This is a genomic window from Bradyrhizobium sp. CCH5-F6 (genome assembly GCF_001556045.1).
In the GTDB taxonomy this organism is placed as follows: Bacteria; Pseudomonadota; Alphaproteobacteria; order Rhizobiales; family Xanthobacteraceae; genus Bradyrhizobium.
The window spans coordinates 1-26,638 of record NZ_LSIC01000188.1 but is presented as its reverse complement, the minus strand read 5'-3'; the positions used below and the strand labels follow the sequence as shown (position 1 = coordinate 26,638).

27 protein-coding genes and 2 pseudogenes are annotated in these 26,638 nt (G+C 61.2%); 21 read left to right on the top strand and 8 right to left on the bottom strand.

The annotated features are described in order from the left end of the window. The first annotated feature begins 191 nt into the window (after positions 1–191). Complete coding sequence (locus AX729_RS32380) at positions 192–449, top strand: WGR domain-containing protein (protein ID WP_057196766.1); 258 nt, start codon at positions 192–194, stop codon at positions 447–449. 78 nt (positions 450–527) lie between these two features. On the opposite strand, the gene AX729_RS32375 is transcribed toward AX729_RS32380, so the two are convergent. Next, positions 528–1,259, bottom strand: coding sequence for an autoinducer binding domain-containing protein (locus AX729_RS32375; protein WP_057196765.1), 732 nt, complete (start codon positions 1,257–1,259; stop codon positions 528–530). Positions 1,260–1,463: 204 nt separating this feature from the next. Between AX729_RS32375 and AX729_RS32370 the strand changes: the two genes are divergently transcribed. The 15 genes and pseudogenes from AX729_RS32370 to AX729_RS32300 all read left to right on the top strand — a co-directional run bounded on the left by AX729_RS32370 (position 1,464) and on the right by AX729_RS32300 (position 15,882). Then, positions 1,464–2,099, top strand: a complete 636-nt coding sequence (locus tag AX729_RS32370) for an acyl-homoserine-lactone synthase (protein ID WP_057196764.1) — start codon at positions 1,464–1,466, stop codon at positions 2,097–2,099. Positions 2,100–2,138: 39 nt separating this feature from the next. Further along, positions 2,139–2,708, top strand: coding sequence for a lysozyme family protein (locus AX729_RS32365; protein ID WP_061028178.1), 570 nt, complete (start codon positions 2,139–2,141; stop codon positions 2,706–2,708). Between the two features lie 75 nt (positions 2,709–2,783). After that, on the top strand, positions 2,784–3,080 hold the full coding sequence (locus AX729_RS32360; RefSeq protein WP_036029551.1) for a TrbC/VirB2 family protein: 297 nt from the start codon (positions 2,784–2,786) through the stop codon (positions 3,078–3,080). Next, entirely contained in the window at positions 3,080–3,421 is a 342-nt protein-coding gene (locus tag AX729_RS32355; RefSeq protein WP_057196762.1) for a VirB3 family type IV secretion system protein, read from the top strand. Before AX729_RS32360 ends, AX729_RS32355 begins: the two co-directional genes overlap by 1 nt. Next, on the top strand, positions 3,411–5,777 hold the full coding sequence (locus tag AX729_RS32350) for a VirB4 family type IV secretion/conjugal transfer ATPase (protein WP_057196761.1): 2,367 nt from the start codon (positions 3,411–3,413) through the stop codon (positions 5,775–5,777). Before AX729_RS32355 ends, AX729_RS32350 begins: the two co-directional genes overlap by 11 nt. Continuing rightward, the gene (gene virB5, locus AX729_RS32345) at positions 5,774–6,496 is read left to right on the top strand and encodes a P-type DNA transfer protein VirB5 (RefSeq protein WP_057196760.1); all 723 of its coding nucleotides are present in this window, start codon (positions 5,774–5,776) and stop codon (positions 6,494–6,496) included. The genes AX729_RS32350 and virB5 overlap by 4 nt, the downstream gene beginning before the upstream one ends. Then, positions 6,493–6,738, top strand: a complete 246-nt coding sequence (locus AX729_RS32340; RefSeq protein ID WP_057196759.1) for an EexN family lipoprotein — start codon at positions 6,493–6,495, stop codon at positions 6,736–6,738. Before virB5 ends, AX729_RS32340 begins: the two co-directional genes overlap by 4 nt. Positions 6,739–6,749: 11 nt before the next feature. Continuing rightward, positions 6,750–7,736 carry a TrbL/VirB6 family protein gene (locus AX729_RS32335; RefSeq protein WP_057196758.1) on the top strand — a complete coding sequence of 329 codons (987 nt, stop codon included), beginning with the start codon at positions 6,750–6,752 and terminating at the stop codon, positions 7,734–7,736. Positions 7,737–8,082: 346 nt separating this feature from the next. Continuing rightward, entirely contained in the window at positions 8,083–8,754 is a 672-nt protein-coding gene (locus AX729_RS32330; protein ID WP_057196757.1) for a VirB8 family type IV secretion system protein, read from the top strand. Further along, positions 8,751–9,602 (top strand): P-type conjugative transfer protein VirB9, encoded by an 852-nt coding sequence (virB9, locus tag AX729_RS32325; protein ID WP_057196756.1) that lies wholly within the window; start codon positions 8,751–8,753, stop codon positions 9,600–9,602. The genes AX729_RS32330 and virB9 overlap by 4 nt, the downstream gene beginning before the upstream one ends. Before the next feature lie 12 nt (positions 9,603–9,614). After that, positions 9,615–10,760: a type IV secretion system protein VirB10 gene (gene virB10 / locus AX729_RS32320; RefSeq protein ID WP_057196755.1), complete on the top strand. Its 1,146-nt coding sequence runs from the start codon at positions 9,615–9,617 to the stop codon at positions 10,758–10,760. Continuing rightward, positions 10,757–11,784: pseudogene (virB11, locus tag AX729_RS32315) on the top strand (P-type DNA transfer ATPase VirB11). The gene virB10 and the pseudogene virB11 overlap by 4 nt, the downstream one beginning before the upstream one ends. After that, entirely contained in the window at positions 11,750–13,696 is a 1,947-nt protein-coding gene (locus AX729_RS32310; protein ID WP_057196753.1) for a type IV secretory system conjugative DNA transfer family protein, read from the top strand. The pseudogene virB11 and the gene AX729_RS32310 overlap by 35 nt, the downstream one beginning before the upstream one ends. Beyond that, positions 13,680–14,840, top strand: coding sequence for an LPD7 domain-containing protein (locus AX729_RS32305; protein WP_057196752.1), 1,161 nt, complete (start codon positions 13,680–13,682; stop codon positions 14,838–14,840). The genes AX729_RS32310 and AX729_RS32305 overlap by 17 nt, the downstream gene beginning before the upstream one ends. A gap of 478 nt (positions 14,841–15,318) precedes the next feature. Then, a complete protein-coding gene (locus AX729_RS32300; RefSeq protein WP_057196785.1) occupies positions 15,319–15,882 on the top strand; it encodes a LemA family protein in 564 nt (187 codons plus the stop codon). 51 nt (positions 15,883–15,933) lie between these two features. Here AX729_RS32300 and AX729_RS32295 read toward each other — a convergent pair whose 3' ends face one another. Next, the gene (locus AX729_RS32295) at positions 15,934–16,539 is read right to left on the bottom strand and encodes a class I SAM-dependent methyltransferase (RefSeq protein WP_057196751.1); all 606 of its coding nucleotides are present in this window, start codon (positions 16,537–16,539) and stop codon (positions 15,934–15,936) included. 209 nt (positions 16,540–16,748) lie between these two features. Then, complete coding sequence (locus AX729_RS40800) at positions 16,749–16,934, bottom strand: hypothetical protein (RefSeq protein WP_197433731.1); 186 nt, start codon at positions 16,932–16,934, stop codon at positions 16,749–16,751. Between the two features lie 390 nt (positions 16,935–17,324). On the opposite strand from AX729_RS40800, the gene AX729_RS32285 reads away from it, so the two are divergent. Beyond that, on the top strand, positions 17,325–19,205 hold the full coding sequence (locus tag AX729_RS32285) for a cytochrome c/FTR1 family iron permease (protein WP_057196750.1): 1,881 nt from the start codon (positions 17,325–17,327) through the stop codon (positions 19,203–19,205). A gap of 179 nt (positions 19,206–19,384) precedes the next feature. Here AX729_RS32285 and AX729_RS32280 read toward each other — a convergent pair whose 3' ends face one another. The 4 genes and pseudogenes from AX729_RS32280 to AX729_RS32265 all read right to left on the bottom strand — a co-directional run bounded on the left by AX729_RS32280 (position 19,385) and on the right by AX729_RS32265 (position 21,939). Beyond that, the gene (locus AX729_RS32280; protein ID WP_230646668.1) at positions 19,385–19,741 is read right to left on the bottom strand and encodes an SPW repeat protein; all 357 of its coding nucleotides are present in this window, start codon (positions 19,739–19,741) and stop codon (positions 19,385–19,387) included. Between the two features lie 373 nt (positions 19,742–20,114). Continuing rightward, on the bottom strand, positions 20,115–20,759 hold the full coding sequence (locus AX729_RS32275) for an NrsF family protein (RefSeq protein ID WP_057196749.1): 645 nt from the start codon (positions 20,757–20,759) through the stop codon (positions 20,115–20,117). 99 nt (positions 20,760–20,858) lie between these two features. Then, positions 20,859–21,173: pseudogene (locus AX729_RS32270) on the bottom strand (DUF1109 domain-containing protein); the annotation flags it as partial. Continuing rightward, positions 21,127–21,939: an NAD-dependent epimerase/dehydratase family protein gene (locus AX729_RS32265; RefSeq protein ID WP_230646673.1), complete on the bottom strand. Its 813-nt coding sequence runs from the start codon at positions 21,937–21,939 to the stop codon at positions 21,127–21,129. The gene AX729_RS32265 and the pseudogene AX729_RS32270, both read right to left, overlap by 47 nt. 328 nt (positions 21,940–22,267) lie before the next feature. Here AX729_RS32265 and AX729_RS41420 point away from each other — a divergent pair, with 328 nt between their 5' ends. From AX729_RS41420 to AX729_RS32245, 4 genes are all read left to right on the top strand, one after another. Continuing rightward, complete coding sequence (locus AX729_RS41420) at positions 22,268–22,531, top strand: heavy-metal-associated domain-containing protein (protein ID WP_057196747.1); 264 nt, start codon at positions 22,268–22,270, stop codon at positions 22,529–22,531. Next, on the top strand, positions 22,528–24,723 hold the full coding sequence (locus AX729_RS32255; protein WP_230646667.1) for a heavy metal translocating P-type ATPase: 2,196 nt from the start codon (positions 22,528–22,530) through the stop codon (positions 24,721–24,723). Before AX729_RS41420 ends, AX729_RS32255 begins: the two co-directional genes overlap by 4 nt. Before the next feature lie 10 nt (positions 24,724–24,733). Further along, complete coding sequence (gene cueR / locus AX729_RS32250; RefSeq protein ID WP_082528977.1) at positions 24,734–25,207, top strand: Cu(I)-responsive transcriptional regulator; 474 nt, start codon at positions 24,734–24,736, stop codon at positions 25,205–25,207. Between the two features lie 250 nt (positions 25,208–25,457). Then, a complete protein-coding gene (locus AX729_RS32245) occupies positions 25,458–26,111 on the top strand; it encodes a methyltransferase family protein (RefSeq protein ID WP_230646666.1) in 654 nt (217 codons plus the stop codon). On the opposite strand, the gene AX729_RS40180 is transcribed toward AX729_RS32245, so the two are convergent. Further along, positions 26,091–26,638 (bottom strand): hypothetical protein (locus tag AX729_RS40180; RefSeq protein WP_210183201.1); only part of this gene is annotated, 548 nt, incomplete at its 5' end. The two genes, AX729_RS32245 and AX729_RS40180, sit on opposite strands and share 21 nt — an antisense overlap.

Here is a 26,638-nt window from a genome sequence, read left to right as displayed (position 1 = left end):
CCAGCCCGGCCCGCAGGGCGACGCCCGCTTTCTTCGCAGTCAGAGGCGCACAACAGCCGATATATTATCCGAGACCGGTCGTTGCGCACCCTCCATGCCTTTCATCACCGGTATTAAAATTCTGAATCGATAGGCCTGATCGATTCGATAACTTAATTGGACGGCGGTTTCGACAGTTGCGATTCTTGCGCATGTCCGAACTCACGGTGCCATACCTCGTGCTCCAACGGTGCGATCCGGCCCGCAATATGGCCAGATTCTATGTCCTCACGATCGAACCGACTCTGTTCGGTGATACGGCGTTGGTGCGCGAATGGGGGCGTCTCGGCAAACGCGGCCGCCGGCGGATGGATCTTTTTGCCGGGAAGGTCCAGGCCGTCGAAGCGCTCGAGGCTTGGCTGGTCCGCAAAAGACGCCGTGGTTATGTTCCAAAGAATCCCGCGCCTTGAATGCAACCACCCAACCTACCATCCTGATTGAACCGTCGATCTTGGAACTTCTTACAAGCGGGACAGCTATTTTGCGCATTACGGGAGCAATCCCTGCCGAAACGCGAGCGCCACAGCGTGGGGAAGGGTTGATGCAGCAAGATTTCCCCTTGCGTTGTCCAGATGGAACTTTACGCCGCGTGAAGAAACACCAAGAAGATCCGCGATGTCCTGCATCGTCTTGCCATCTGAGATCAAGGCGAGGCACTGCCGCTCGCGCTGAGTCAAGGGGCTTACCTGCTTCCCGTTTGGGGACGTGCGTTCAACTCTGGAGGCGCTCACATGCGCATGGTAGGTGAGACCCAGCCTTTCCAACATGTCCTGCGAGCTCTCGATGAAACGATCGAGTCCCAGGCTGCGCTCGTCAACCGCCAGCGTAAACGCCGCGAACTGGTTCTGACTCGAGGGAATGCGAACCGTCAGGCCAGTCCTGATCTTGAAGCTGAGCGCATCGTCAAACAGACGGCGCTCTTTCGCTGATTTTGCACTTCGCGCTTCACGTCCATCCCACAGGAACACCCGGCTCGTGTTTCGCGGTTCCTGAAGAACGGGGTCGATGTTGTGATACCCTTCCCGAAAATAGTGGCTGGTCCAGCTCTTCGGATAGGAAGAGATCAGATTGGGGCCATTGGCGCGCTGACCAAAATAAGCGAACCACCGGAATCCCAGGGCATGCGCAGCTCGTTCCGCGACACGCCGAAAATCATCTTCCGTATGGGCAGCGTGCAGACAATCGACAAATTCATCGCATGCTCTTTTGACATCTTTCATTGCGCCACTTCAGTCGCTTCTTAGTTCCCACAACGCGAACAATCTGACGATTCGCGTTTCACGTGCAGGCGTGTATTGCGACGTTGCGGCAGCTTTGCGGCAAGAACGATTCCAAACACCCCCTGTCAGAACTGACAGCGCAACGCCGTGACCGTGGCTGCTTTCTTGATCTCGAAGCTGTGATTCGTAAGTTTGAGGTTAAGAATGAAGGTCATTGTGCGTAGCCGTCCGGCACTCCTGCACGACTCCGAACTAACGCTGGGAATGCATCGCCTGCGAGGGCGCGTGTTCAAGGATCGGCTCGACTGGGACGTCTCTGTTTCCAACGGACTGGAGATCGATCAGTACGACACCTTCAAGCCGACATATCTGCTGGCACTCGAGCGGACCGAGGTCGTGGGTTGTGTTCGCCTGCTGCCGACCACTGGGCGCAACATGCTCGCCGATACGTTCCCGGTGTTGCTGGATGGCAACCCGGCGCCGAAGGCGACGACGGTTTGGGAGAGCTCGCGCTTTTGCGTTGACACAAAGACTGTTGCGGCAACAGCAGAGAATGGTCTGCGCAAAGCGACGTTCCTGCTGTTTGCAGCCATGATCGAATGGGGGCAGCAACGCGACCTTCAGGCCATCGCAACCGTCACTGATCTGCGCATGGAACGCATCCTGCGCCGGGCCGGATGGCATCTCGATCGCCTCGGCACGCCTCGTCAAATCGGGCCGACCAAAGCCGTCGCTGGATTGCTGCCCGTCACCGATAAGGCTCTCGACGCGATCCGAGCGGCCGGGCAGATCTCAGGGCACGCAATTGACGCGCCATCAAGCTTGGCGATCGCGGCCTAACATCGAACGTCCTCAGCTCCTGACAAAAAGGCTCTCGCCATGGATCCAGCAGCATTCGCGGCTCTGGTCGAACAATGCGCCCCGACGGCAATGGTCCGGCCGCTGACGGCCATCGTGCGGCAGGCGAGCTCGTTCGAGCCGCTGCTCATCACGAGCGAAGGGCGCAAACCAATTCCGATTCAAGCCACCGATCGTGACGAAGCCATCCAGCTCGCGACCGAGGCCATCGCCGCCGGCCAGCAGGTCCGAACCGGGCTCGCTCAACTTGATGCTGAGGAAACAAAGAAGGCCGGGCTGACGGCTACCACGACCTTCGATGCGTGCCAGCACATTGCTGGCCTTGGCAGATTGTTCGACGCGCGACTGCAAGCGGCGGGCATAAAAAGCGCAAACCGCGACGAGGCGATAGCGCACGTTGTCGCAAGTTTCTCGGCCAAGGCTCCCAGCCAAGCGCCCGAGCCTCGCACCCAACCGATGCCATCTGCCGATGGTGATCGCCCCACCGGCGATACGACAATCAATCGACCCGCAGCCTCTACCAGCGAGCGCCCACGTTGGGACGTCTATCGCTCCGGACTAGGCACGTCAGCCTTTGTTTACGAACGATGAGAACGCCGTCTTTTCCTCTCAACACCACAGGCGGTCCGGACCGGGGCCGGCTGCATTGCCAATCGGAGCGCTGCCATGACTTCTCCTCTTAAACACTCCGCTGCCCTGCTTTGCATGGGGGCCGTTCTCAGCATCGCGTTGGTTGAGCCGGCGCTGGCGCAGACCGCGAACATCGAAGGCGTGCTGCAGAACATCGTCAACATGCTGACCGGCAACGTCGCTCGGCTGCTGGCGACGCTGGCGGTCATCATCGTCGGTATCGCCTGGATGTTCGGCTATCTCGATCTGCGCAAGGCCGCCTATGTCGTGCTGGGCGTCGCCATCACGTTCGGCGCCTCCGAGGTGGTCTCGACCTTGACTGGGGGTCATTGATGGTCGAGGCCGCGCGTCTCACGGAGGACACCTTGTTCCTCGCCTGTACGCGTCCCGCCATGGTTGCCGGCGTCACGATGGAGGCCATGGCTCTCAACGTGATGTTCTCCTGCATCCTCTTCCTAGTGGCCGGGAGCATCGTCTACGGCTTCGTTGCGATTCCGATCCATGGTCTCTGTCGCATCATCTGCCGACACGACCCTAACATGTTCCGGATTCTAATCGCCTGGATCGAAACCCGTGGGCGCGCGCGCAACGCCGCCTTCTGGGGCGGCTCGTCCTGCACGCCACTCAAGCTCGTTCGGCGATATCGAACAAGGGACGTCGGTTATGCGCAATAGGGCGCTTAAAACCCGGGAGATCGAGCCCAACGTCTACCTGCCGTTCGGCCGGCATGTCACCGACACAGCGATCGGTCTTACAACCCGAGCCCTGCTGACTGTGATCCGGATTGACGGCACCTCGTTCGAGACTGCCGAGACGTCGGATCTGAACGATCTGCATGCTAAGCTGAATCTGACCCTGCGCAACGTTGCAGATCCGCAACTCGCCCTCTGGAGCCACCTGGTGCGCCGCCGGACATCGGTCTATCCCGACGGCGCCTTCCGGTCGACCTTTGCGACGGCACTTGACGCACAATATCGCCAACGACTTTGCAAGGAAGCGCTATTTCGCAACGATCTGTATCTGACCCTGGTTTGTCACCCCGGCCGCACGGCGACGGATACGGCGGCCGCGTTCTTTCGGCGGGTTGGCCGAAGCGTAGGGAACTCCGCCGAGGTCGACAGCGCGGCCCTGAAGCGGCTTGACGATGCTACGCGAGATATCGTTGCGGCACTCGATCGTTACGGAGCCCGCGCGGTCGGCTTGTTTGAGCGCGACGGCATCACCTTCTCAGAACCGATGGAGCTGCTCCACGCGCTCGCCTCCGGGGAATGGATGTCGATGCCATTGCCGCAAGGGCCGATCGGTCCTGCGCTCTATTCGAATCGCGTCATCTTCGGCCGCGAAGCCCTCGAGATCCGCGGGGCCGGTGGATCGCGATTCGCTGGCATGTTCGGCCTCAAGGAGTATCCGGCATCCACCCGGCCCGGCCTATTGAACGCGCTGCTGTCGGCGCCGTTTGAGCTCATCGTCACGCAATCATTCGCGTTTTTGGCGAAGGCGGACGCCAAGACGGTGCTGACGCGCAAGCAGAACCAGCTGGTCTCGGCCCAGGATCCGGCCGCCTCACAGATCGACGAGCTCTCTGACGCGCTCGACGATCTCGAATCCAACCGGTTCGTGCTTGGAGACCATCACCTCTCGCTCTTGGTCTACGCAGATACGCCGTTGCAGCTGCAGGATCATATGAGCGTGGCACGTCGCGCACTGGCCGATGCGGGTGCTGTGATCGCACGAGAAGATCTTGGACTTGAAGCCGCCTATTGGGCGCAGCTTCCTGGCCTATTCAAATACCGGGCACGCACTGGCGCGATCAACTCGCGGAATTTCGCGGCGTTCTCGCCGTTCCACACCTATCCGACCGGGCAGCCAGCGGGGAACCATTGGGGACCGGCGGTAGCGATGCTCAAGACCGCATCCGGCTCACCCTTTTACTTCTCCTTTCATTACGGCGACCTCGGCAACACCTTCATCTGCGGTCCCTCAGGATCCGGCAAAACCGTCGTGCAGAATTTTCTGCTGTCTCAGGCGGAGCGGTTAGGTGCGTCCTACGTTTTCTTCGACAAGGACCGTGGCGCCGAGATTTTCGTGCGCGCCGCCGGTGGCACCTATCTGACACTCCACAATGGTACCCCGACCGGTTGCGCGCCACTCAAGGCGCTGGAGCTGACGCCAGCGAATCTTTCCTTCCTGGGCGAACTGATCCGAAAACTCGTCACCCCGGACGATCGCCCGCTGACGGTGATCGAGGAGGAAAGGATCGATTCCGGACTGCGCGCGCTCGGTCAATTGCGCCAGTCGGAGCGATCGTTCGGGACACTGCGGGCTTTTCTCGGACAGCAGGACCGCGAGGGCATTGGTGCGCGGCTCGAGCGATGGTGCCGCGGCGCTCCCTTCGGCTGGGTGCTCGATGGCGATCACGACGCCATCGGCCTCGACGCCCGGTTCATTGGTTTCGACATGACCGATCTCCTGGATCATCCCACGGTGCGCACGCCGCTGATGATGTATCTGTTCCATCGCGTGGAGCGGCTGATCGACGGCCGGCGCCTGATCATCGACATCGACGAGTTCTGGAAGGCCCTTGGAGACGAGGCATTTCGTGATCTCGCCAACAACAAGCTGAAAACCATCCGCAAGCAGAACGGCGTCATGGTGTTCGGCACGCAGTCGCCACGCGACGCGCTCGCCTCGCCGATCGCGCATACCATTGTCGAACAATGCCCGACCCAGATCTTCCTGCCGAATGCGCGGGGAACACGCGCGGACTATGTCGACGGCTTCCATCTGACCGACACGGAATTCCGCCTGATCAAGGAGGAGCTCGCACCCGAAAGCCGGCGCTTTCTGGTCAAACAGGGGCACAACTCAGTGGTGGCGGAACTCGACCTCGGCGGCTTCGACGACGCGCTTGCCGTCTTGTCGGGGCGTACCGAAACGGTCGAGCTGCTTGATCGCATTCGCAAGCAGGTCGGCGACGACCCCGCGCGATGGCTGCCGGTATTTCACGGTGAGCGAAGGAAAACGCAATGATGGTCCAACGTAGGCCGACGGCTCTCGCCTGCCTGTCCGTTGTCACCCTGCTGACGGCCTCACCGGCCGGGGCGGAGATCGTGTTCGACCCAAGCGTCTATGCCCGGCAGTTTGAGCAACTGACGGAGCTGAAAAAGCAGGTCGATACCCTGACATCACAGCTCAAGGTCGCACAGGATCAATTGAGCCAAGCCAAGCAGCTTTATGACAGCTTCAACAAGCGAACCAACGCCAACGACATCGGCGCGCTCTTGAACACACCACAGTTTCGGAAGGTTCTGCCCCAGCAGTTCTCGGACATCGAACGGCTCGTCACGGGGCAGGGCGGCGGAAATTTTGCCGACGCCATCGACCACTATCTTTCGCAGAACCGCGCGTATGCCGGCAACAGCGGAAACTCGTACTACCAAAGCGAGCTCGACCGGATCGCCCGGCAGGCGGGCGCGAAGCACTCCATGGGCCAGGCGGTGTACGACACGGCCTCGCAGCGCATCGATGCGCTTGAGGAACTCAGGGCTCGCATCAGCTCGGCGAGCGACGCCAAGGAGATCCTCGATTTATCCGCGCGGCTGCAGGCCGAACAGGCGCTGCTGCAGAACGACGTGCTCCGAATGCAGGGTCTGGCGATGATCCAACAGGCCCGCATGGACATGGATGCTCAACGAGAGCGGGAGAGACGGCGACAACTGGTCGATGAAATGAGGGCGGCCCTGCAATGAAGACGAGCCTTGCCATTGTTCTCCTCACCGTCGCCGCGACCCTTGCGGGCTGCAACGACGTCAACAAAGGTCAAGAAGCAAAAACTGTCGGCTGGTTCTTGGATCATCGGGATGAGCTTGCGATAGCTCTCAAGGCGTGCCGCGATAATCCGGGCGAGCGCAGGAACACTCCCGACTGCATCAACGCCAATGAAGCCCGCAAGAAGGCCTTCGTCAAAGAGATGAAGGACGCCCTGAAGTAAGGACCGCCACGATGGCTGTAAACGTCTTCGACAGTTTCCTGAAGGAGTTTGAGCAACCGATCACGGCATTCGTGTCGACCTCGGTCTCGAACCTCGCCACCTACATCGACGGACCACTTCGCACCGCCGTAATGCTCTATGTTGTTCTCTATGGTTTTGCCGTGATGCGCGGCGCGATCTCCGAACCAATTATGGAATTCGCCTGGCGGGCGATGCGGATCGTGGTCGTCGTGCTGCTGGCAACGAATTCGAGCGCTTTTCAGCAATACGTCACCACCCTGTTCTTCGATTCCTTGCCAAAGGAGATCGGCAATGCGCTGGCGGGCTCCGGGCTGAATACCAGTTCCGGGGCTCCCTTCGATCAACTTCTCTCCAAAGGGATCGACGTCGCTAATAAGATCTACGATCAAGCAGGAATAACCGACGTGGCGCCGGCACTGATTGCGGGCATTCTTCTCGTTTTTGTAGCAGTCGGTTCTTTCTTGCAGTTTGCTATCCTGCTCTACGCCAAAGTAGGTCTTGGCGTCGTCATCGCGCTCGGCCCGCTCTTCATCGCACTGGGCCTATTTGAGGCAACCCGCCCGTTTACAGAAGCCTGGCTTCGGCAGCTCGCGAACTTCGTGATCCTGCTGGTCCTGGTGGTCGCTCTGGTCGGCTTGATGCTGACTACTGTCAGCGGCTTCATCGACAGGTTCGCGGCCAACGCCGGGACGGCGGGTGAGATGGTGGTGGCCGCGGTCGCCATCAGCGCAGTGCTGGGTCTGTCAGGATACATCTCACTTCAATTGCCGACCATCGCGGGCGGTCTTGCCGGGGGAGGGGCGTCTCTGGCAAGCCGACTGGTCACGAGCCCAATGATCGCCAATGCCACGGCCGCCGCCGGAGGTGCCTATGCCGGCGCCCGGTGGTCGGCCGGCCGCGGCCTCGCTGCACTCAGAGCCAGCCGTCAAGGCGGCAGCATGCGGCGCGCTCAATCGCGCGGCGCGACGGCGGCCTAAGCAAAAAAGGTCGCCAGAAGAGGCGACAGATAAAACAGGGGCATCAGAACGATGTGGCGTCGACTATTCATCATTTGCGTCATTGCATGGCAGCTTGGGGGCTGCGCGAACTGGTCAAAGGGGCCGCCCTCTTGTGATGGCCTGGCTCGGCGGCCGCTCAATCGCTCGCTGTGGGATTGGGAGGCCGGCGCACCACCGGCGACGCCGGAACCGCAAGCTTCGCCGTCCGCACCTATCATCCGGAAGGGCGAAGGCAGTCCGTCAGCACCTTCGACCCATCTCGCCGCGTCCAGCCATTCAGCCGATATTGCGGCCTCTTACCGCGCCTGTGGCAAGGAGGCGTGAGATGGTCGGGCATGATGACCTGAAAAGCTATTTCGACAATGCGCGGCGATGGGAACAGGACCTGTTACTCTCGGCCCATCGCTCGCGGCGAACAGCGTGGGTGGTTGCCGCTGGCGCCTGCGCCTTGGCGGTGGCCTCAGTGGGTGCGGTCGCAGCGCTAGCGCCGCTGAAAACGGTCGAGCCGTTCGTCATCCGGGTCGACAATGCGACCGGCATTGTCGACACCGTCTCCGCCCTTAACTCGAACCCGGCGCGCTACGACGAGGCCGTCACCAAATATTTCCTTGGGCGCTACGTTCGCGCTCGGGAAGGCTACAGCTATCCGGAGGCGGAAGCCAATTTTAGGACGATTTCGTTGCTTTCGGGGCAGGGCGAACAAGCCCGCTTCGCAGCCTGGTACCGCGGCTCCAATCCCGAAAGTCCGCAGGTCGTTCAGGGCCGCTTTGGCGTTGCCACGGTCCGGATCAAAGCGATCTCTCTCCTAGCCGACAATGTGGCGTCTGTTCGGTTCATGAAAGAGACCCGCAAGGGCGAGGAAACCCACATTACTCACTGGGTCTCGACCCTGACCTTCTCTTACGCCAACGCACCGATGTCGTCCGCCGACCGTCTGATCAATCCGCTCGGCTTTCTGGTTTCGGAGTATCGCGCCGATCCGGAGGTCGTGCCATGAAACGTTTCGCGATTTTGATGACTTTAGCTCTCGGACTTGCCGGACCCGTGCTGGCCCTGCAACAGCCGACGCCGGGCCAACACGATGCGCGCGTACGCACCGTGACCTATGATCCAGCCAATGTGGTCCGCCTCAACGGCGTCATTCGCGCCTCTACCCAGGTGGTCTTTGCCGATGACGAGGAGATTGCGCATGTTGCCATCGGCGACGCCATCGCATGGGAGGTCGCGCCCGCGGGTTCGATTCTCTTCCTCAAGCCGCGCGAAAAACATCCATCGACCAATCTGCAGGTCGTCACCACCCGGGCCGACGGGCGAAAGCGTTCCTATCAGTTCGAGTTGTCGATCGCCGAGACGACGCTCGCGGACAGCTACTTCGTCGTCCGCTTTGCCTATCCCGGCGACGAGATCGAGCGCCGGCGCGTCGAAGCGGCTGCCCGGGGCGCCGAGCGGGAAGGCGCACTGATCGATCAGACGTTTGACCTGCATCATGCCTATGGTGCGCGCAATTGGCGATTTTCGGCCCAGGGCTCGATCGACCTCGAACCCGAAGCCGTCTTCGACGACGGCAAAGAGACGACCTTCCGCTTCGCTGGCAATCGCGAGATCCCGGCGATCTACCTGATTAACTCGGACGGCTCTGAAAGTCTGGTGCCTAAGGATGTTCGCGGCGAGCTCGTGGTGGTCCACGCCACGGCTCGCGAGTTTCGGCTGCGCAAGGGCGAGACCGTGCTCTGCATCTTCAACGAAGCCTTCGATGCTGTCGGCGTCAATCCCGGCACCAACACCACGAGCCCCTCAGTCGAGCGGCGGGCGAAGAGGTCATCTCCAACCCTTAAGGCGCGATGAGGCGGGTGCAACATGACCGAGCTTGAACATGAGACGCTTGCCGGCGAACGCGGAATTACTCCGGTGGGAGGAGGGGACAATGGTCGAACGGCGATGCTCAAGCGCGGCTTCGGCGCGCTCGCGCTCACCGCATTCGCCTTCCTGATTATCTGGGGAACCTGGAAAAGCGATAAGCCGGTCAGCGAGTCCGCCCGCAAGCTCATGATCCGCCAGGCGGCGGCGTTCGAGCCGGCCGCGGAAGCGCCTGCCGCGCCCATCACCACGGCATCCATTCCGGTCGCACCTATCTCAGCCACGCCGGCGGCCCCGGCGCCGGCTCCCGACCAGATGCTCGAAAGCGCGCGGCGCGCGCCGGTGCTGGCCTACAATCGGCCGGTCGCATCGGGACGTTCGGCCCGTGACGTCCCGAGTGCAGGTGTCCCCGTTGATCCCTATGATTTTGGACGGGCCGAGCCACGCAATGAGCTTGCAGACAAGCTGAAACCTACTCCGATCGAAGGCGTCCGTGCAGCGCGGCTTCCCAATCGCAATCTTCTGGTCACCCAGGGCACGTCGATCCCTTGCGTGCTGGAGACCGCGATGTCGTCGGATGTGGCCGGCTTCGTCTCCTGTGTCGTGCTGCGCGACGTGATGTCCGATTCGGGCAACGTTGTGCTCATGGAAAAGGGCACACAAGTGGTCGGCGAATATCGGGGCAATGTCCGGCGCGGCTCCAAGCGGATGTTCGTGCTATGGGCTCGCGCCAAGACGCCGACGGGTGTCATCGTGGCGCTGGCCTCACCCGCCACAGATGCGCTCGGCCGCGCGGGGTTCGACGGCGACATCGACACGCACTTCTGGGAGCGCTTCGGCTCGGCGCTGTTGTTGTCAATCGTCGGCGATGCCTCTTCGATCGGACGCCAGCAGCTGCAAGACGGCTCGATCCAGATCAACAACACGGCTGGCGCGACCAACACGGCCGCCGGCATCGCCGTCGAGCAGTCCATCAACATCCCGCCAACGCTGAGTAAGAATCAGGGCGAGCTGGTCAATATCTTTGTCGCGCGCGACCTCGATTTCTCGTCGGTCTACCAACTCAAGCGGATCGAAAGCCGCACCCAGATTCTCGACCGCACCCTCCCCGGAGGCATCGTCGGGCCGGCTACGGTGACAAAATGAGTCAGGTCGCATCCATCGGACATGATGGCGGGCGTCTGGTGCTGGCGCGCTATCTCGAGCCGCTGGCTCCTTACCTCACGGACGACACCCTGACCGAAATTGTCGTCAACCGTCCCGGCGAGATCTTCGTGGAAGGGCCTGACGGTTGGACCCGGCATCAATCGGAAGCCCTTACGCAAACTTACCTCTCTCATCTTGCAACCGCAGCCGCAAGTCACACCCGCCAGGACATCGGGCCGGAATATCCGGTGCTCTCGACCAGCCTAATCGGCGAGGAGCGCTGTCAGATCGTTGTGCCACCCGCCGTCCCTGGTGGCATGATCAGCCTCACGATCCGCAAACCGTCAACGCTGACGATGAACCTGGACGCTCTGGAGCGGGTAAGACTGTTCGATGAGGTCCGCTCCGCCAGTGACGAGCTGGACGCTGACGAGCATCGACTGCTCGCCCTGAAAGAGGCCGGCCAATGGCGGGAGTTCCTTGAGCTGCCGGAACCCGCCGCAATATCCTGATCTCGGGGGCGACGGGTTCCGGCAAGACCACTCTGTCCAAGGCACTGATTGCCGCGATCCCGGCGCATGAGCGGCTGATCACCATCGAAGACACCGCCGAGTTGGTTATCCCGCATCAGAATTGCGTCCGGCTGCTCTATGCTAAGGATGGGCAGGGAGTAGCCAAGATCGGCCCGCGCGAACTGCTGGAATCGTCCTTGCGGATGCGGCCCGACCGCATCTTGCTGCAAGAGCTGCGCGACGGCACCGCCTTCTTCTATCTCAGGAACGTGAATTCGGGGCACCCGGGATCGATCACGACCGTTCACGCGGACAGCGCCCGCCTTGCCTTCGAACAGATGACACTGCTGGTCAAAGAGAGCGCGGAGGGACGGGACCTCCACCGCGACGATATCCGCTCCCTCTTGCTGCACCTGGTCGATGTCGTCGTCCAGATGCAGAAGCGGAACGGACGTTATCGTATATCGGAAATCTACTATGACCCCGTTCGCAAACGCGACCACGCCCGTTAAGGCGGCCCAGGGCACGGCGCTCGCGCTCGGGGCCGCCGCAGTCTTTCTGTTGGTCGCCTCGAACGTTCTGCTGCTTGGGCTTAGACTTCACGATGGCGGCTTTCACTGGTCGGAGATCGCCACAGGCTGGCCCCGTTACGGGGAGGACCCGCGCTTCGACCGTTGGCTGACGCTGTCGACCCTCGCCGGCCTGATCGTGGTCTTTGGCCTGCTCGGCGCCGTCCTCCGGCACCGGCCGCCTCCACTTCACGGCAAGGCCCGTTTCGCCTCCGAGCGCGAGATCGGGGCCGCCGGCCTGCGATCCAAAGAAGGCCTACTGCTCGGCCGAAAAGATGGAAAAATGCTTTGTTTCGGCGGATCGGAACACGTCCTCCTTTATGCCCCGACGCGCGCCGGGAAGGGTGTCGGCTATGTTATTCCAAACCTGCTCAATTGGCCGGATTCGGTTGTTGCCCTCGACGTCAAGAAAGAGAACTGGGATCGTTCGGCAGGCTTTCGCGCCGCCCACGGGCAGGAAGTCCATCTGTTCGACCCACTCGACGAGACCGGTCGCACCGCACGTTACAATCCCCTGGGCTATGTGCGCAGCGACCCCGCCGATCTCTACGACGATCTGCAGCGCATTGCAGTGATGCTGTTTCCAGCTGAAAGCCGCGGTGATCCCTTCTGGTTCGAGGCAGCTCGTTCATCCTTTGTGGCGATCGGCGGCTACGTCGCGGAAACGCCGGGCTTACCATTGACGATCGGCGAGATCCTGCGCCAGCTCTCGGCAACCCAGAATCTCAAAGCCCACTTCGACAAGATCATCGCCGACCGCAAGGCCGGTCCTTCCCCGCTGTCCCGGCACTGCATCACGGCGCTGAACGACTTCCTCGCAGCCTCCGAGAACACGTTGAACTCGGTCCGCAAGACCGTAACGGCACGGCTCGGCCTCTGGCTCAATCCTCGCATCGATGCCGCAACCTCGAGCAATGATTTCGATCTGCGGCAGCTGAGGCAGCAGCCCATGTCGATCTATCTCGGGGTCACGCCTGATAATCTTGACCGCATGGCGCCGCTATTGAACCTGTTTTTCCAGCAGGTGGTCGATCTCAACACCCGGGAGTTACCCGAACAAAACCCCAAACTGGCTCGCAAACTCCTGCTCTTGCTCGACGAATTTCCGGCGTTGGGCAATGTGAATGTATTGGCAAAATCGGTTGCCTTCGTCGCCGGGTACGGCATCCGTCTTCTCACGGTGGTCCAGAGCCCGGCGCAGCTCCGCGCGATCTACGGGGTCGATGCTGCGCGCAACTTCATGACCAACCACGCCGTGGAGGTCGTGTTTGCCCCGAAGGAGCAGGACGTAGCGAATGAGCTCTCGGAGCGCATCGGCTACGAGACTGTGAACGCCCGCAGCCGCAGCGGACCAAAAGGGCTGGCGATGCGCGCGATCAGCGAGACCGTTTCCGAGCATCGTCGCGCCCTGATGCTGCCGCAAGAGCTCAAGCTTCTTCCGAAATCCAAGGCCTTCATTCTCGGCACCGGCATTCCGCCAATCATCGCCGACAAGATCATCTATTACGAAGACAAGTCTTTTCTGGAGCGATTGCTGCCGGCGCCCGTCCCAGAACTGCCCAAGGGGCGTTCAAATGCGCTGCTGGACGCTGAACTCAAGGAGCTGCGCTCTGAGATTGCCGAGCTACGAGCAGTATTCCGAAAACGGCCAATGACCGACGAGGAGGTGGCTGATCCCTCCACGATTCCTGCCGAGGCTAGTTTCGATTTCGGGGACGTGGATGTCGATCTCGAAGGCCTATCCGAAGACGACCTCAAAGCCTGGACCCTGAAATACATCGACGCTCAGGTCATTCCGCCGGCGCGGCGGACAGGCCGCAAGCAGACGAGTGAGCAGCATGAACGACAGGCATGACGCGAGCGAGGAATTCAGCCTGGAGCGGCAACGTCGCGCGGGGCGCGTTTCCGCCCGAGAAAAGGGGGAAGACGAGATAGCAACAGCCCCCAAGAAGCCTTCATCCCCGGAGGTAACAGATAGTGCATTTCCGGACCGTATCCGGCGGAAATATTACGTAGTGGCCAGTGAATCCGAAAAGGATGGTTCTGATGCGCGGCTCTATGCCGATGAGCGGAAAGAGTACCTCGCGTTCAAGGCCACTGATGATCGCTTGGTTACCCGCATAGCAGCCGCGGAAGTGATCCGGGACATGGTCAGCGTGGCACAGCATCGCCAGTGGGAGGCAGTTCACGTCCGTGGCTCAGTAGAGTTCCGGCGGGAGGCGTGGCTCGAGGCTAGCGCGCGCGGAATAGAGGTGCAGGGCTATCAGCCAAACGAGCTTGATCGTCAGGCGCTTGCTGACCGACGAACGGCATGGGATCGAGCCCACGCCCGGACCAACGACGTAAAGACTCGCTCGGACTCCGGCAAGTCATCTCTAGGGGATAGGCTCGATTACGACAAGGGCGTTTCCGGGCGTCTGATGGAGGTCGGTTTTGGCCCGTATCGCAACCGCGCCGACGCGGAGCCGTCCACCTATGTAGCCATCGAACTGGATGATGGTCGGCGACATCAGGTGTGGGGCGTCGGCGTTGTAACTGATGTCGCAGACAGTGGCGCCAGGCCTGGCGACCGCATCTCTCTGCGAAGGGATGGCGTCGCACCCATCATCAGGTCGATCAAGTCCATAGACGCCGCCACAGGAGCCGCTGGCATTGAACGGCGCCAGATGTGGCGCAACATGTGGAAGGTGACGGTGGAGGAACGCCGTGCAGACCGAACGGCGGCCGCGCATGATTCTGACCTGCTCGCGGCCCAATCCCAGATTGTCGTCATCAACAAGCTTGTCGAACGCGCTCTGCCGAACGACGAGAATGCTCGCCAGAGCATTATGGCCTTCGCCAAGGAGCGCATCGCTCAGCACCTCGAGAAGGGGCATTCGTTTGCGCGGGCGACAGTCATGGAGCCTGTTCGAGAGCGTCATCAAGCAGGCCGCGGCGGGGAAATGGTCGCTGAAAGTCAGAGTGGCGAACGCATGAGAATGCAAGAGCGTGAGCGTTGAATGCGCGGGCTCACACATTCGATCATCTTCTACTCGGCATCAAGTCATAGCGCCGCGAGCGGTCAATCCGTCATTTAGGCAGAATCATCGGCTCGCGCTTTCTCAGCAACTATAGGCCCGCAGAGCTCATACGGCCGTCGCGACGAATCGCTCGAAGCACTGGAATCAAACTCCTAAGGTGGGGGTTCGAGCCCCCCGCTACGCCGCGCCACGATTTCCCCCGCCAAACTACGACTTTCTACGATTTCGTACTCCTGATGGTTAGGCGGTTTACGCCCGCGGGCGCAAACTGAGCTAGTTGCCGAGCGGTGATCAGGCAATCACGTTGAACGCCCTGATCGTCGCTATCCTCGTCCTGTGCATCGCAGGGTGGGGAGCTATACACGCTTTCTATGTCACCAAGAACTCAGCAGTGAGGATAGACTCCCGCCGCGTCCGCGCTACGCTACGGAACGACACCAGCTCGGGAGCCGTACGCATGTCCATTTCCGCATGGATTATTCTCGCCGTCGTCGTGGTCATCGTGCTGTTCGGGTTTGTGAGCTACAATCGGCTCGTTGCGATGCGACAGCAGTGCAATCAGGCTTTCGCCGACATCGATGTGCAGCTCAGGCAACGCCACGACCTTATCCCGAATCTCGTTGAGACCGTGAAGGGCTATGCCAGCCATGAGCGTGACACGCTCGACGCGGTGGTGCAGGCGAGGAACGCCGCGGTGGCGGCACAGGACTCAGCGACAGGGGCAGAGGCCGAATCCATGTTGGGCGGTGCGTTGCGCCAATTGTTCGCGTTGGCGGAGGCTTATCCGAGCCTCAAGGCGAACAGCAATTTCCAGCAACTCCAGAGCGACCTGACCAAAATAGAAAACAGGCTTGCCGCAGCGCGCCGCTCATTCAATGCCATGGTGCAGAGATATAACAGTATGATCCAGCAATTTCCGGTCGTGCTGTTCGCGCGCGCTCTCGGCTTTGCACCGCACGAGTTCTTTGGCCTTGGCGATCAACGCCGAGCGGTCGACGAGGCGGCACAAGTGAAGCCTTGACTGACAAGCAGACAACCCCATCTGGTCAACTCGCGGTGACGAACTCGCGGACTAATCCTTTACAGCCTCGATGCTTCTCACGATGTCGGGGTAAATGTTTTCAACGCGACGCAGTCGGAAGCCTGCCCTTTGCACATTCGCGACGGTATCCCGATTGAGCTCCGGCCCGAACCGTCGCGTCAGTTGCGACATGAGGTCCATCATGATGCCGAGCGGGCCAATGGCCGTGCTGCGGACGTGTTCGAGCATCAAAATTCGCCCGCCCGATTTCAGAACGCGGTAAAGCTCCCGCAAACCCGTGATCGGCTGAGGTACTGAACAGAACGTAAAAACTGTGGCGACGGTGTCGAAAGTCGAGTCCGGATAATCGAGGCTGTGAACGTCAGCTTCACGAAGCTCGATTGTCCCGTTGTAGGTCGCAGCTTTGATTTTGGCCCGCGCTAGCATCTTGGGGCTGATGTCGATCGAGACGATGTGCATGCCAGGCGGAAAGAACTTGAAATCGTTGCCGGTTCCGGCCGCGACATGCAGCGTCTTGCCCTGCGCCTTGGCAAGCAGCCTTTGCTTTTCCAACCCGAGACGCTTGTTGTCGACCGCGCCAAAGAAGTCGTAGGTCCGGCTGGCGCGATCCCATTTCTCCTGCGTTTGAACATCCATGGCAGGTTCCGTCAGTCCCTGGCCTCCATCACTGTTCCTCGCAACGCATAACTATAGAGCTTTATGGCGGCGGTCACTACAATTCCAAAAAATGCTCCGACGACGATTGCGGCGCTTGTCGTGCGCGAGCCAGCGGCCATCGAGTCGCGCATTGCGAATAACATGCCACCATACATCACATCCCTGTCAGTGATCCCGGCACCATAGTCTCAACAATACCAAGCATCGGCGCGAGCAAGTAGCTCAGGAGCAGCGAGACGATCGTGCCAAGGCCCATCCCGAGCAGCATTGCGACCACCAATGTCCGTTCCAGGCCAGATCACAAGGCGAACGAGCAGCGCGGTTGCCATGCCGATCACCGCGCCCGCCACATAGTCACCTATTTGGAACAGCATTGTTCTCTCCTTAAGGACAGAGCACAAAGCATGTCCACTCTGCACGCGAACCATGTGCGTGCGTCGCTGACGGACGTCATCATCGCGCAGATCGACCGCCTAATCGGGAGGGAAGATAGTCGAACAAAGCGACCATCCCAAGTATAGTTATAGTGGTGTGAGACTGGCTGTCGTCGCCGCCACGGCTCGCGCCTGGTGCCGTTGGCGGCGAGCGCGTTACCGCTTGAGAAAGCGGGCGGACTAGCCTCAAAAGAAGTTGACCTAGAGCGGAATTAGAACGCCTCAAATTGCGCCGACCCGAAACAGGCGGTAGACCATCGTCGGATCCAACCTTCAACTTGGCATTCCGTGAGTCTGCTATCTTTACTGTCGCGTCTCGCAGTGATTGCCATGCTGGTCGCTCTGGTGTTCTGCGGCGCAGCGAGGGCCACGACGAGCGATGTCGAAACCACGTGGCGACTGTTGGATTACATCGCGGTGGATTACGCCGGCGCCGTGTCGCATGGGTCGGTCTCAAGTCCTTCCGAATATGCCGAGCAGAACGAGTTCGCGGCGACGATTGCCGCAAAGGTCCGTGCGCTCCCGCCGAAGCCGGAACGGCAAGCGCTTGCGACGGAGGCCGCCCGCCTGCAGCGCGCCATCGCAGACAAGGCTGATGCCGAGCAAGTCGCAGGTATAGCGCGCGGCCTGGCGGCGGCGTTGCTGGCGGCCTACCCAGTGCCGCTGGCGCCGAACAAGGTTCCGGACTTCACACGCGGTGCGACGTTATTCGGCCAGAACTGCGCCGCCTGCCATGGCGAGGCCGGGGACGGCCATGGACCAGATGCCGTCAAGCTTGATACGCCGCCCATCGCGTTCACGGACGCCGAGCGCGCTCGCCAGCGCAGCGTGTTCGCGCTCTACCAGGTGATTACCCAAGGTCTCGACGGAGCCGCGATGCCGAGCTTCGAGGGTCTTCCGACCGATGATCGTTGGGCTTTGGCGTTCTACGCCGGTCATTTCGCCTTCCCCGATCCCGCTGTGGCCGAAGGCGAGCGGCTGTGGAAGCAGGACGCCTCGCTTCGCCGGCTCGTTCCCGATCTGAAGACGCTTGTCGGCACGACGCCCGCAGCGCTCGCGAGCAAGATCGGACAGGACAAGGCCGACGCTCTCATGGTTTATTTGCGTCGTCATCCCGAGGCGATCACGCAGCAGCAGGCCGGATCGCTGTCCCTGGTGCGCAGCCGCCTGACCGAGAGCCTTGCCGCCTATCGTGCGGGAGACCGCCAGCATGCGGGCGAACTGGCCTTGTCTGCCTATCTCGATGGATTCGAGACGGTCGAACCGACGCTGGGCGCGCGTGATCGTACGCTTATGGAGCGGATCGAGGGCGCGATGGGCGACTACCGCGCCGCTATCCAGAGCGGAGAAAATGCCGATGCGCTCGCCGATCGCGTGCAGGTCCTCGACGAACTTTTTGACGATGCGGAGGCATCGCTTTCCCCGGACGCCGCGAGCGGCCTGTCAACGTTTCTCGGGGCGGCGACGATCCTGCTGCGCGAGGGACTGGAAGCGCTGCTGATCGTGGTTGCGATGATCGCCTTCCTCCGCAAGGCCGAACGGACGGAGGTCATGCCCTACGTCCATGCGGGTTGGGTGGGTGCGCTCGTCGCCGGCTTCGTGACCTGGGTCGTCGCGACCTGGGTGATCGGGATCAGCGGCGCGAGCCGGGAGCTGACGGAGGGGTTCGGGTCGGTCTTCGCCGCTGTCGTCCTGCTCTCGGTTGGCATCTGGATGCACGGCAAGGCACAAGCCGACCAATGGCAGCGCTACATTCGCGAAAAGATGGCGAAGGCGTTGTCCGGCAGTTCGGCCTGGTTGCTGTTTGGGCTTGCTTTCATCGTCGTCTATCGAGAAGTGTTCGAGACGATCCTCTTCTACGCGGCGCTGTGGAGCCAGGGAAACGGCGCTACGGTACTCGCCGGAGCACTGAGCGCGTGCGCGGCGCTGGCGGTCATCGCGTGGGCCATGCTGCGCTATAGCCGCCGGCTGCCAGTCGGCAAGTTCTTCAGTTACAGTTCGTGGCTCATGGCGGTTCTGACGGTCGTGCTGGCCGGCAAGGGTATCGCCGCCCTGCAGGAGGCCGGCATCGTCAGCATCGCGCCGCTACGCTCGGTGCCACGCATCTCGTTGGTTGGTCTATTCCCAACCATGCAAACGATCGCGGCGCAGGTACTCATGACGGCGGCTGTAGCTATTGGCTTCGCCCTCAATCGGCGAAGGGCCGCATAGGATGGAGCCTTGGGAGTGGCAGTGGGCAGGATGACAAAGCTGCCTGAATTGTGGACCGGCCGGCCCGTTGACACGTCAGGCCGCGCGGTGCCTTCAGGCTAAAGATAACAGACAGATGCAGCACCCGCCGCTTTAAGCCATGCATATGAGGTGGCCGAGCCGGTCGAACCGTTGGAGGTTCACACCTTTGAATGCGGGGTGTGGCGCAGCGACCATAGCTCCACAGCCGCGAGGCCAGCAATGATTAGCCCAATGGCAAAGTGCACATTACTCGCGCTGACGTCCCCATGGAAGCCGAGGATCCACGGGCAGATCGCGATCCACAGGCCAATAGTCAGGATGATCCATTCTTCCTCTTCAAAGATTTCGGGCATGGGAACGGCTTCGAAGAGATCGGCGATTGAAAACATCGCTAGAATAGTTATCGCGGCACCCGCCATCCAGGACGTGTGCCAGCCGAAAGCCGAGCTGAACCCAAATAGCCACGGTGACGTGAAGAGCAAAACACCCATCGTGAGGTTGATCAAATCAACCACAGCTTCGGTAAACTAGCTCGGTTGCCGCACGCGGGCCATCTTGGCACGCCACAATCTGTTATTTGATGCCACAATACTCCTGCGACCCACTAAGTAAATACATTCTGACTGCACCGCCTCGACCTGATCTAGGTTCCAATGCTGGAACCGCCGGAGCTGAAGGGATGACGACCGCAATCGGAATTAACCCGGCAGTACCACGATCGGTCGCCGTGCCTGTTTTCCAGCAGGGAAGCAGTGATCGGCGCTCCAAGACAGACTGCGATGGTGACCGCTTAGAAGCCGGGCGTGAGCGGACTGGACTTGCCGCAAAGGACTCGTGAGGACTACGCAGGCTGCCGAAGCGAACAACCAAACCGAGACAGGAAGCAGTTTACCATCGCAGCATCTTCGGCCCGAGGACTGCGCCGGCGAGGGCGCATAGCGCCAGCGTTCCACTGTACCAAAGCGCAATGTAAGGAAACTGGTCGCCGGTGCCATGAAGCGCATACGCGGTAGCACCCATCCCCCCGGCAACCAGGCCCGCCACAGCGCCGGACCGCTTCAAATCGGTAGGAGCTCCTCTGCGCAGAGCCCAGACAAGCGCCGCGAATGGCGCCGTCGCGAGGATTGGGATGGAGAAAAGGCACTTCCGCCACTCGTGCCCCATCAGCATTGCTTCCCAATCGGCCGGGGGAACGAGAAGGAGATTGATAACTGCGAGCGTGCAGAGAGTGGCAAAAGGCAAGGTCGCGAGCGCGAGGTATTTCGATCCGTGCTCAGCACCGGGGCGGGCTAACCGCAACAGCCAAGCCAATCCGACCAGCACGACCGTTGACGCGAAGGCGAGTTTAAACAGCAAGAAAAGAACCGATCTTGTGCGATCAAGATCGGTGCGGAAGCCATACAGCAGGGCTGTCGCGATGATCGCTGCAGCAAAACCGAAGCCCACCGAAAGAGCAACGCTGCGCGTCAATTGGCGCCTGTCAACCGGCTGCAAGCGAGCACTAAGCAGTTCAATAAGCTCGGCAGTACGCATGACACGTCACCGATCTGCTTTCGTATGTGCCAGTTATTTCGTCGCAGATCGCCTCGCGGTTACACACTCACACCGTTTTGATCGCTTCCGAAGCATTGCCTACCAACGCAATATCCGAGGTCCAAGCGCGCCGCCGGCCAGGGTGCAGAGTATGATTGTTCGCCCGTACCAGAGGGCAACAAAGGGAAAACTGTCGTCGGTGCAGTGCAGCGCGTACGCGACGGCACTGATGCTACCCGCCACCAGACCGGCCAAAGCGCCGGTCCTCGTCAGATTGGTCGGCGCGGCCATTCGAACCGCCCACATTACAATCGCGAAGGGCACGACCGCGATGATCGGAATGGATACGAGGCATTCGAGCCAGCCGTTACCCATCATCATTTCGTCCCAATGGGAGGGGGGCGCCGACATCAGGGTGACGCCAGCGGAGGAGGCGCCCAACGAGGCGCTGCACTTCGTCGTAGCTCAGCGTCTCTGGCTCGCCGACCAGCAGGGTCGATTCCTTTGGCAGTTCGCCTCGCTTGGCGATCAATGCAGCAAGCGCGTCCGTGACGTCATCCAAATGGACGGAAGCTTGACCACGGCGGATGTCACCTGGAAACAGGTGGCTGAGCCATTGCCGCTCGTAGATGCGCGCAATCTGTTGCGACAGGAACGCCGAGTGGCAGCGGTCGTCGTAGACCCCAGCGAGCCGCAGCAGGACAACAGGAATGTTGCCGTGCTGCTCTCGGATGAGAGCCTCGGTTTCGACCTTCGACTGCGGATATGGCCAGCGCGGATCGATCGGGGATTCCTCGCTGATCCGCTGGCCAGGATCGGTCGGCGCGTGCACGAGCATCGTGCTCGAAAAGACGAACTGTTCGACCTGAAAATTCTTGAGCTGCTCCAGAAGTCGTTCAGTGCCCCGTACGGTGATCTGCTCATATAACGGACTGTGCTCGCCGGAGAGGTCGTAGTACGCGGCCAGATGGATCACGGAGCAGATTCGATCGCCGTAGGCGATGCGCACGCGCTCGAATGCGGCCTCAATTGCATCCTTATTCGTCAGATCGATGCAGACACACTCGGCAGCAGGCGGTGGTGTTCGACTTGCGATCTTGTCGAATCCGACGAGTCTGAAACGCCCCGCAAGCTTGTTTACGAGGGCTGACCCGATGAAGCCGCTGCTTCCCGTGATCATCACCGTGTCCAGGGGCGGCATGCCAATCTCCTTTGGAGCCGATGCGTAGTGGTGTGCTCAGCCTCCAATCCGTCGCCCTGATCAGGTGGATCAAAGCGAGCGCTCTCCGAAAACCCCGCCAAGCAGTGCCGGGGCTTGCTCGGAGCAGTCACAATCGCGTGACGGGTTGGGCGATGAACAAGCAATCTGCCGGGTCGTTCCGTTGAGCCTAGCGTTTGAGCCCGTGAGGTGAGCTCCGGCCGATATGACCATTCTGCCGGCCCTGCCAAATTGTCGTCGGGTTTGTGCGCCTCGGTCACAGAGGCGAGCGCAACGAATGGGCAAACCAATGAGCATCGCTGAAGCGGCTGCTGCTGATCGCACGCACGTCACTCTTCCGATCGAGGGAATGAGCTGTGCAACCTGCGTGGGGCGCGTCGAAAAGGCCCTTTCGGCGCTCCCGGGTGTGCAGGCCACCGTCAATATTTCGACCGAGCGTGCCGACATTGAGTTCGATCGCAGGCAATTGACGCCGGTTGCCCTTGCCCAAGCGGTCGAGCAGGCGGGCTACGAGTTCCCCGCGAGACGCGCGAACTCGCCATTTCCGGGATGACCTGCGCCACCTGCGCCGGCCGAGTCGAAGCGGCGCTAAAGCGCGTATCCGGAATCACCCGGGCCGAGGTCAACCTGGCGAGCGAGAAAGCGTCGGTCGAGGGGATCGCCGGGCTGTCGCGGCCCTCCGATCTGGTCGCCGCGGTCCGGCAGGCCGGATACGACGCCGAGCTTCTGACAGGCAACCGAGGACGCGACCGGGCGATCGTTGCCGCCCACGAGTGGCGGCTGCGGCGCGAGACGCGGCGGATCGTCGCCGCAGTTGTGTTGAGCGCGCCGTTGCTGCTGCCGATGCTCGGGATCATGCTGCCGGGCTGGCTGCAACTTCTGCTCGCAACGCCAGTTCAGTTCGTTATCGGCTGGCGCTTCTATGTGGGCGCTTGGAAGGCGTTGCGCGCCCGCACCGGCAACATGGATCTGCTGGTCTCGCTCGGCACGTCGGCCGCCTACTTCGACAGCCTTTACCTGATGCTCGCCGGGCCTGCCGGCACACACCTCTACTTCGAAGCCGCAGCGGCGGTTATCGCCCTGATCATGGTGGGACGCTGGCTGGAAGCGCGCGCCAAGCGCTCCACAACCGCCGCCATCCAGGCGCTGATGTCGCTGCGGCCCGAGCGGGCGCGCATCGAACGCGAGGGCGGCGACATCGAAATGCCGGTTGCGGACGTGGCAGTCGGCGACGTCATCATCGTGCGTCCCGGCGAACGCATCCCGGTCGATGCGGTTGTGCTGTCCGGGCGGAGCGAAGTCGACGAGAGCTTGTTGGCTGGAGAAAGCCTGCCGGTGGCGAAGCAGACTGACGACAAGATCACCGGCGGCTCGATCAACGGCAGCGGGTTGTTGCGGGCGGAGACGAAGGCCGTCGGTGAACAATCGATGCTGTCGCGTATCATCGCCCTGGTCGAGCATGCCCAGGCGAAGAAGCCGCCAATCCAACGTCTGGTCGACCGCGTCTCCGCGGTGTTCGTTCCGATCGTGCTTGCCGTCGCGCTTACGTCCTTCCTCGGCTGGTGGCTGATAGCCGGCGACGTGACCGCTGGGGTCGTCGCGGCGGTATCGGTCATGGTGATCGCCTGTCCATGCTCGCTTGGCCTTGCCACTCCGACGGCGCTGATGGTCGGCACTGGCGCAGCCGCCAGAGCTGGCATCCTGATTCGGGATGCCGAGGCGCTCGAACGAGCGTACAGGCTCGAAACCATTATTCTCGACAAGACGGGAACGGTGACCGAAGGCAGGCCTGCCGTGACCGAGATGGTCGCCTGCGACGGAGACGAGGACCAGTTGCTCGGGCTCGCCGCCGCCGCGCAGACCGGCAGCGAGCACCCGCTGGCCAAGGCGGTGCTGACGAAGGCAAAAGATCGCGAGCTGCCGAAGCTGATCGATTTCCAGAGCCACGCCGGCCTGGGGCTGACGGCCAACGTTGATGGTCGGGTGATTGTCATCGGCAATCGCCGGCTCATGGCCAATCACCATGTGAGCCTTGAGCCGCTCGCAACGCGGGCTGTCGAGCTCGAGGAGCGCGGTCGCACCGTGATGTGGGTTGCCGAGCTTGCGCCGGCAGTGCGGCTGCGCGGAATCATCGCCGTTGCCGACCCCGTGAAGCCGACCGCGCGCGAGGCGGTGCGCCATCTGCGCGAAATCGGCGTCGACACCCTGCTGCTGACCGGCGACAACGAACGGACGGCTGCGGCGGTAGCCGCTCAGCTTGGGATCGACCGCGTGCTCGCCGGCGTGCTGCCGTCAGAAAAGGCCGCCGAAGTGCAGCGCCAGCAAGCGCAAGGCAAGCGCGTCGGCATGGCCGGCGACGGCGTCAACGATGCGCCGGCGCTCGCCGCCGCCGATGTCGGGATCGCAATGGGCACCGGCGCCGATGTCGCGATGGAGACCGCGGGCATCACGCTGATGCGCGGCGATCCGCTGCTGATCGGTGATGCCATCGCGGTAAGCCGCGCCACCTATAACAAAATCCGGCAAGGCCTGTTTTGGGCGTTCATCTACAATGTCATCGGCCTGCCGCTTGCTGCCTTCGGGCTCCTGAGCCCGGTCGTTGCCGGCGCGGCGATGGCGCTCTCGTCGGTTAGCGTGGTCACAGATGCCTTGTTGCTAAGACGCTGGCGACCGGCTGCGACCGGTCGACATGCAATGCGCTCGGATCAATCGCTCGCACCAGCCCCGCAAATTGGAGGATCGTGAGATGGAGCCGATGACGATCGGGCAGGCCGCCCAGCGTTCCGGGGTGCCGCCAAAGACCATCCGCTATTATGAGAGCGTCGGCTTGGTCGGCCCGGCGGCTCGGGGAGAGAACAAGTACCGCGCATACAGCGACAAGGAAGTCGAGGTCCTGCGCTTCATCAACCGGGCGCGAGGCCTGGGTTTTTCCCTTAGCGAGATCGAGCAGCTGCTTGCTCTCTATCGCGATCGCAATCGACCGAGCCGCGAGGTAAAGCGCCTCGCGCTGCTCCACATCGACGATCTCGACCGCAAGATTGTCGAGCTCGAGACCATCAAGCAGGCGTTGCAGCACCTGGCGGAGAAATGCCGCGGCGATGACAGGCCTGACTGTCCGATTCTTGATGATCTTGGGTCAGGAACTTCGGCACCAGTCACGGCATCGGCACGAGACCGCCTTCTATCTTCGCACAGTGCAACCATCAGACGCCCAGGGAAGAGACCATAGGAGGTCGACAAGAAATGGCGGCCATGCACTGCAGGTCATTGCTTTGCAGCCGCGCTCGCAGCGATGCCATCCTCAACTGTTTGATTCGAAATCAACCTTCCCGCGCGGGAACGGCGATATGCCGCACAGGCAAAAGATTGAATGCTTGGTTGTTCTTTATGTTGCGGGCGAGGTGTTGGCGAACGACCAGCTAGGAAGCACATGACAGACCGGGATGTGCGGCGCGCCGGGAAGACGGAGTCCGGCAACTGTGAGCGACGAGGTTATGAGTCAATATCGCGACTTTGTGCAATACTGGCCGTATGCAGTGCTCATGATCTTGTTGGTGTCGTGGGCTCTCTACCATTTCGTTGCCCCGGCCGATCGACGCGAATGGGTGGGTGCAGGTCTGCTGCAGGCCTTCATTATTGCACTCTACGGCGAAATGTACGGCTTTCCTCTGACAATCTACCTGCTTACGGGTTTTTTCGGTTTGGACATTCCGCTGGCCCACGTTAGCGGGCATCTCTGGGCAACGCTACTCGGCTACGGGAGCGTTGGCGCACTGGTGGAAATGGCGCTTGGCGTCAGTGTGATGCTGGTGGGCGCGCTTTTGATTGTGAAGGGATGGGTGAAGATCTACTTCGCCGCTGGTCGCCTTGTCACCGATGGCGTTTACGGGCTGATGCGGCATCCGCAGTACACGGGCATCTTCCTGGTCATCCTTGGGCAGCTCATTCACTGGCCAACCATTGTGACGCTGCTGCTCTCGCCGGCCATCCTCGCCGTTTATGTACGTTTGGCGCACCGGGAAGAAGAACAGCTCGTTGAACGGCTCGGCAATGCATACCGGCAGTATCGCCAAAGCGTGCCAATGTTCGTACCGAGAGGTGTTGCGCTCAAGTCAATGTTCACCGCCGGCTAAGATGCCGCGCGGCGTTTGCAATGAACTGATGCGGCACGAAAGCCGACTGTTCGGTGGACAATGGCCGACATGTATGCGGAGAAAACCGAGCCAGCCGTTGCGACTTCCACGTGTCGATGGCTGCCGTTGGCACCGAGAAGCGGCCCGCACTGCTTCACCGTTGCCCAACAAGCGAGTCTGATCCCTTCCAACATCGCCGTTGATCGGCGAAATCAATTTTGGGTGGAGTGATCGCCTTTTCACATTCGTTAATTGCTTGCTCCAGGATGCCGACGACATCGGAAAAACGATGCAACCTTCTTCGAACGAATCGCCCCACATCGCGAATTCGATGTCGATCTGAAAGCCTCCTTGTCCCGTGGCGCAGAAAAGTGTCGGGAAAGGACCAATGATGAATCCGATGTGCGTATCGCGGCGACCGGCGCGCCTGAGGCCTGCGCGCAGCTGCTGAATCAGCCGTGCGACCGCTTTCGGCTGACAATTCTGATCCAATCTTCGGTACATCAACATCAGCCGCCCTCCCACCC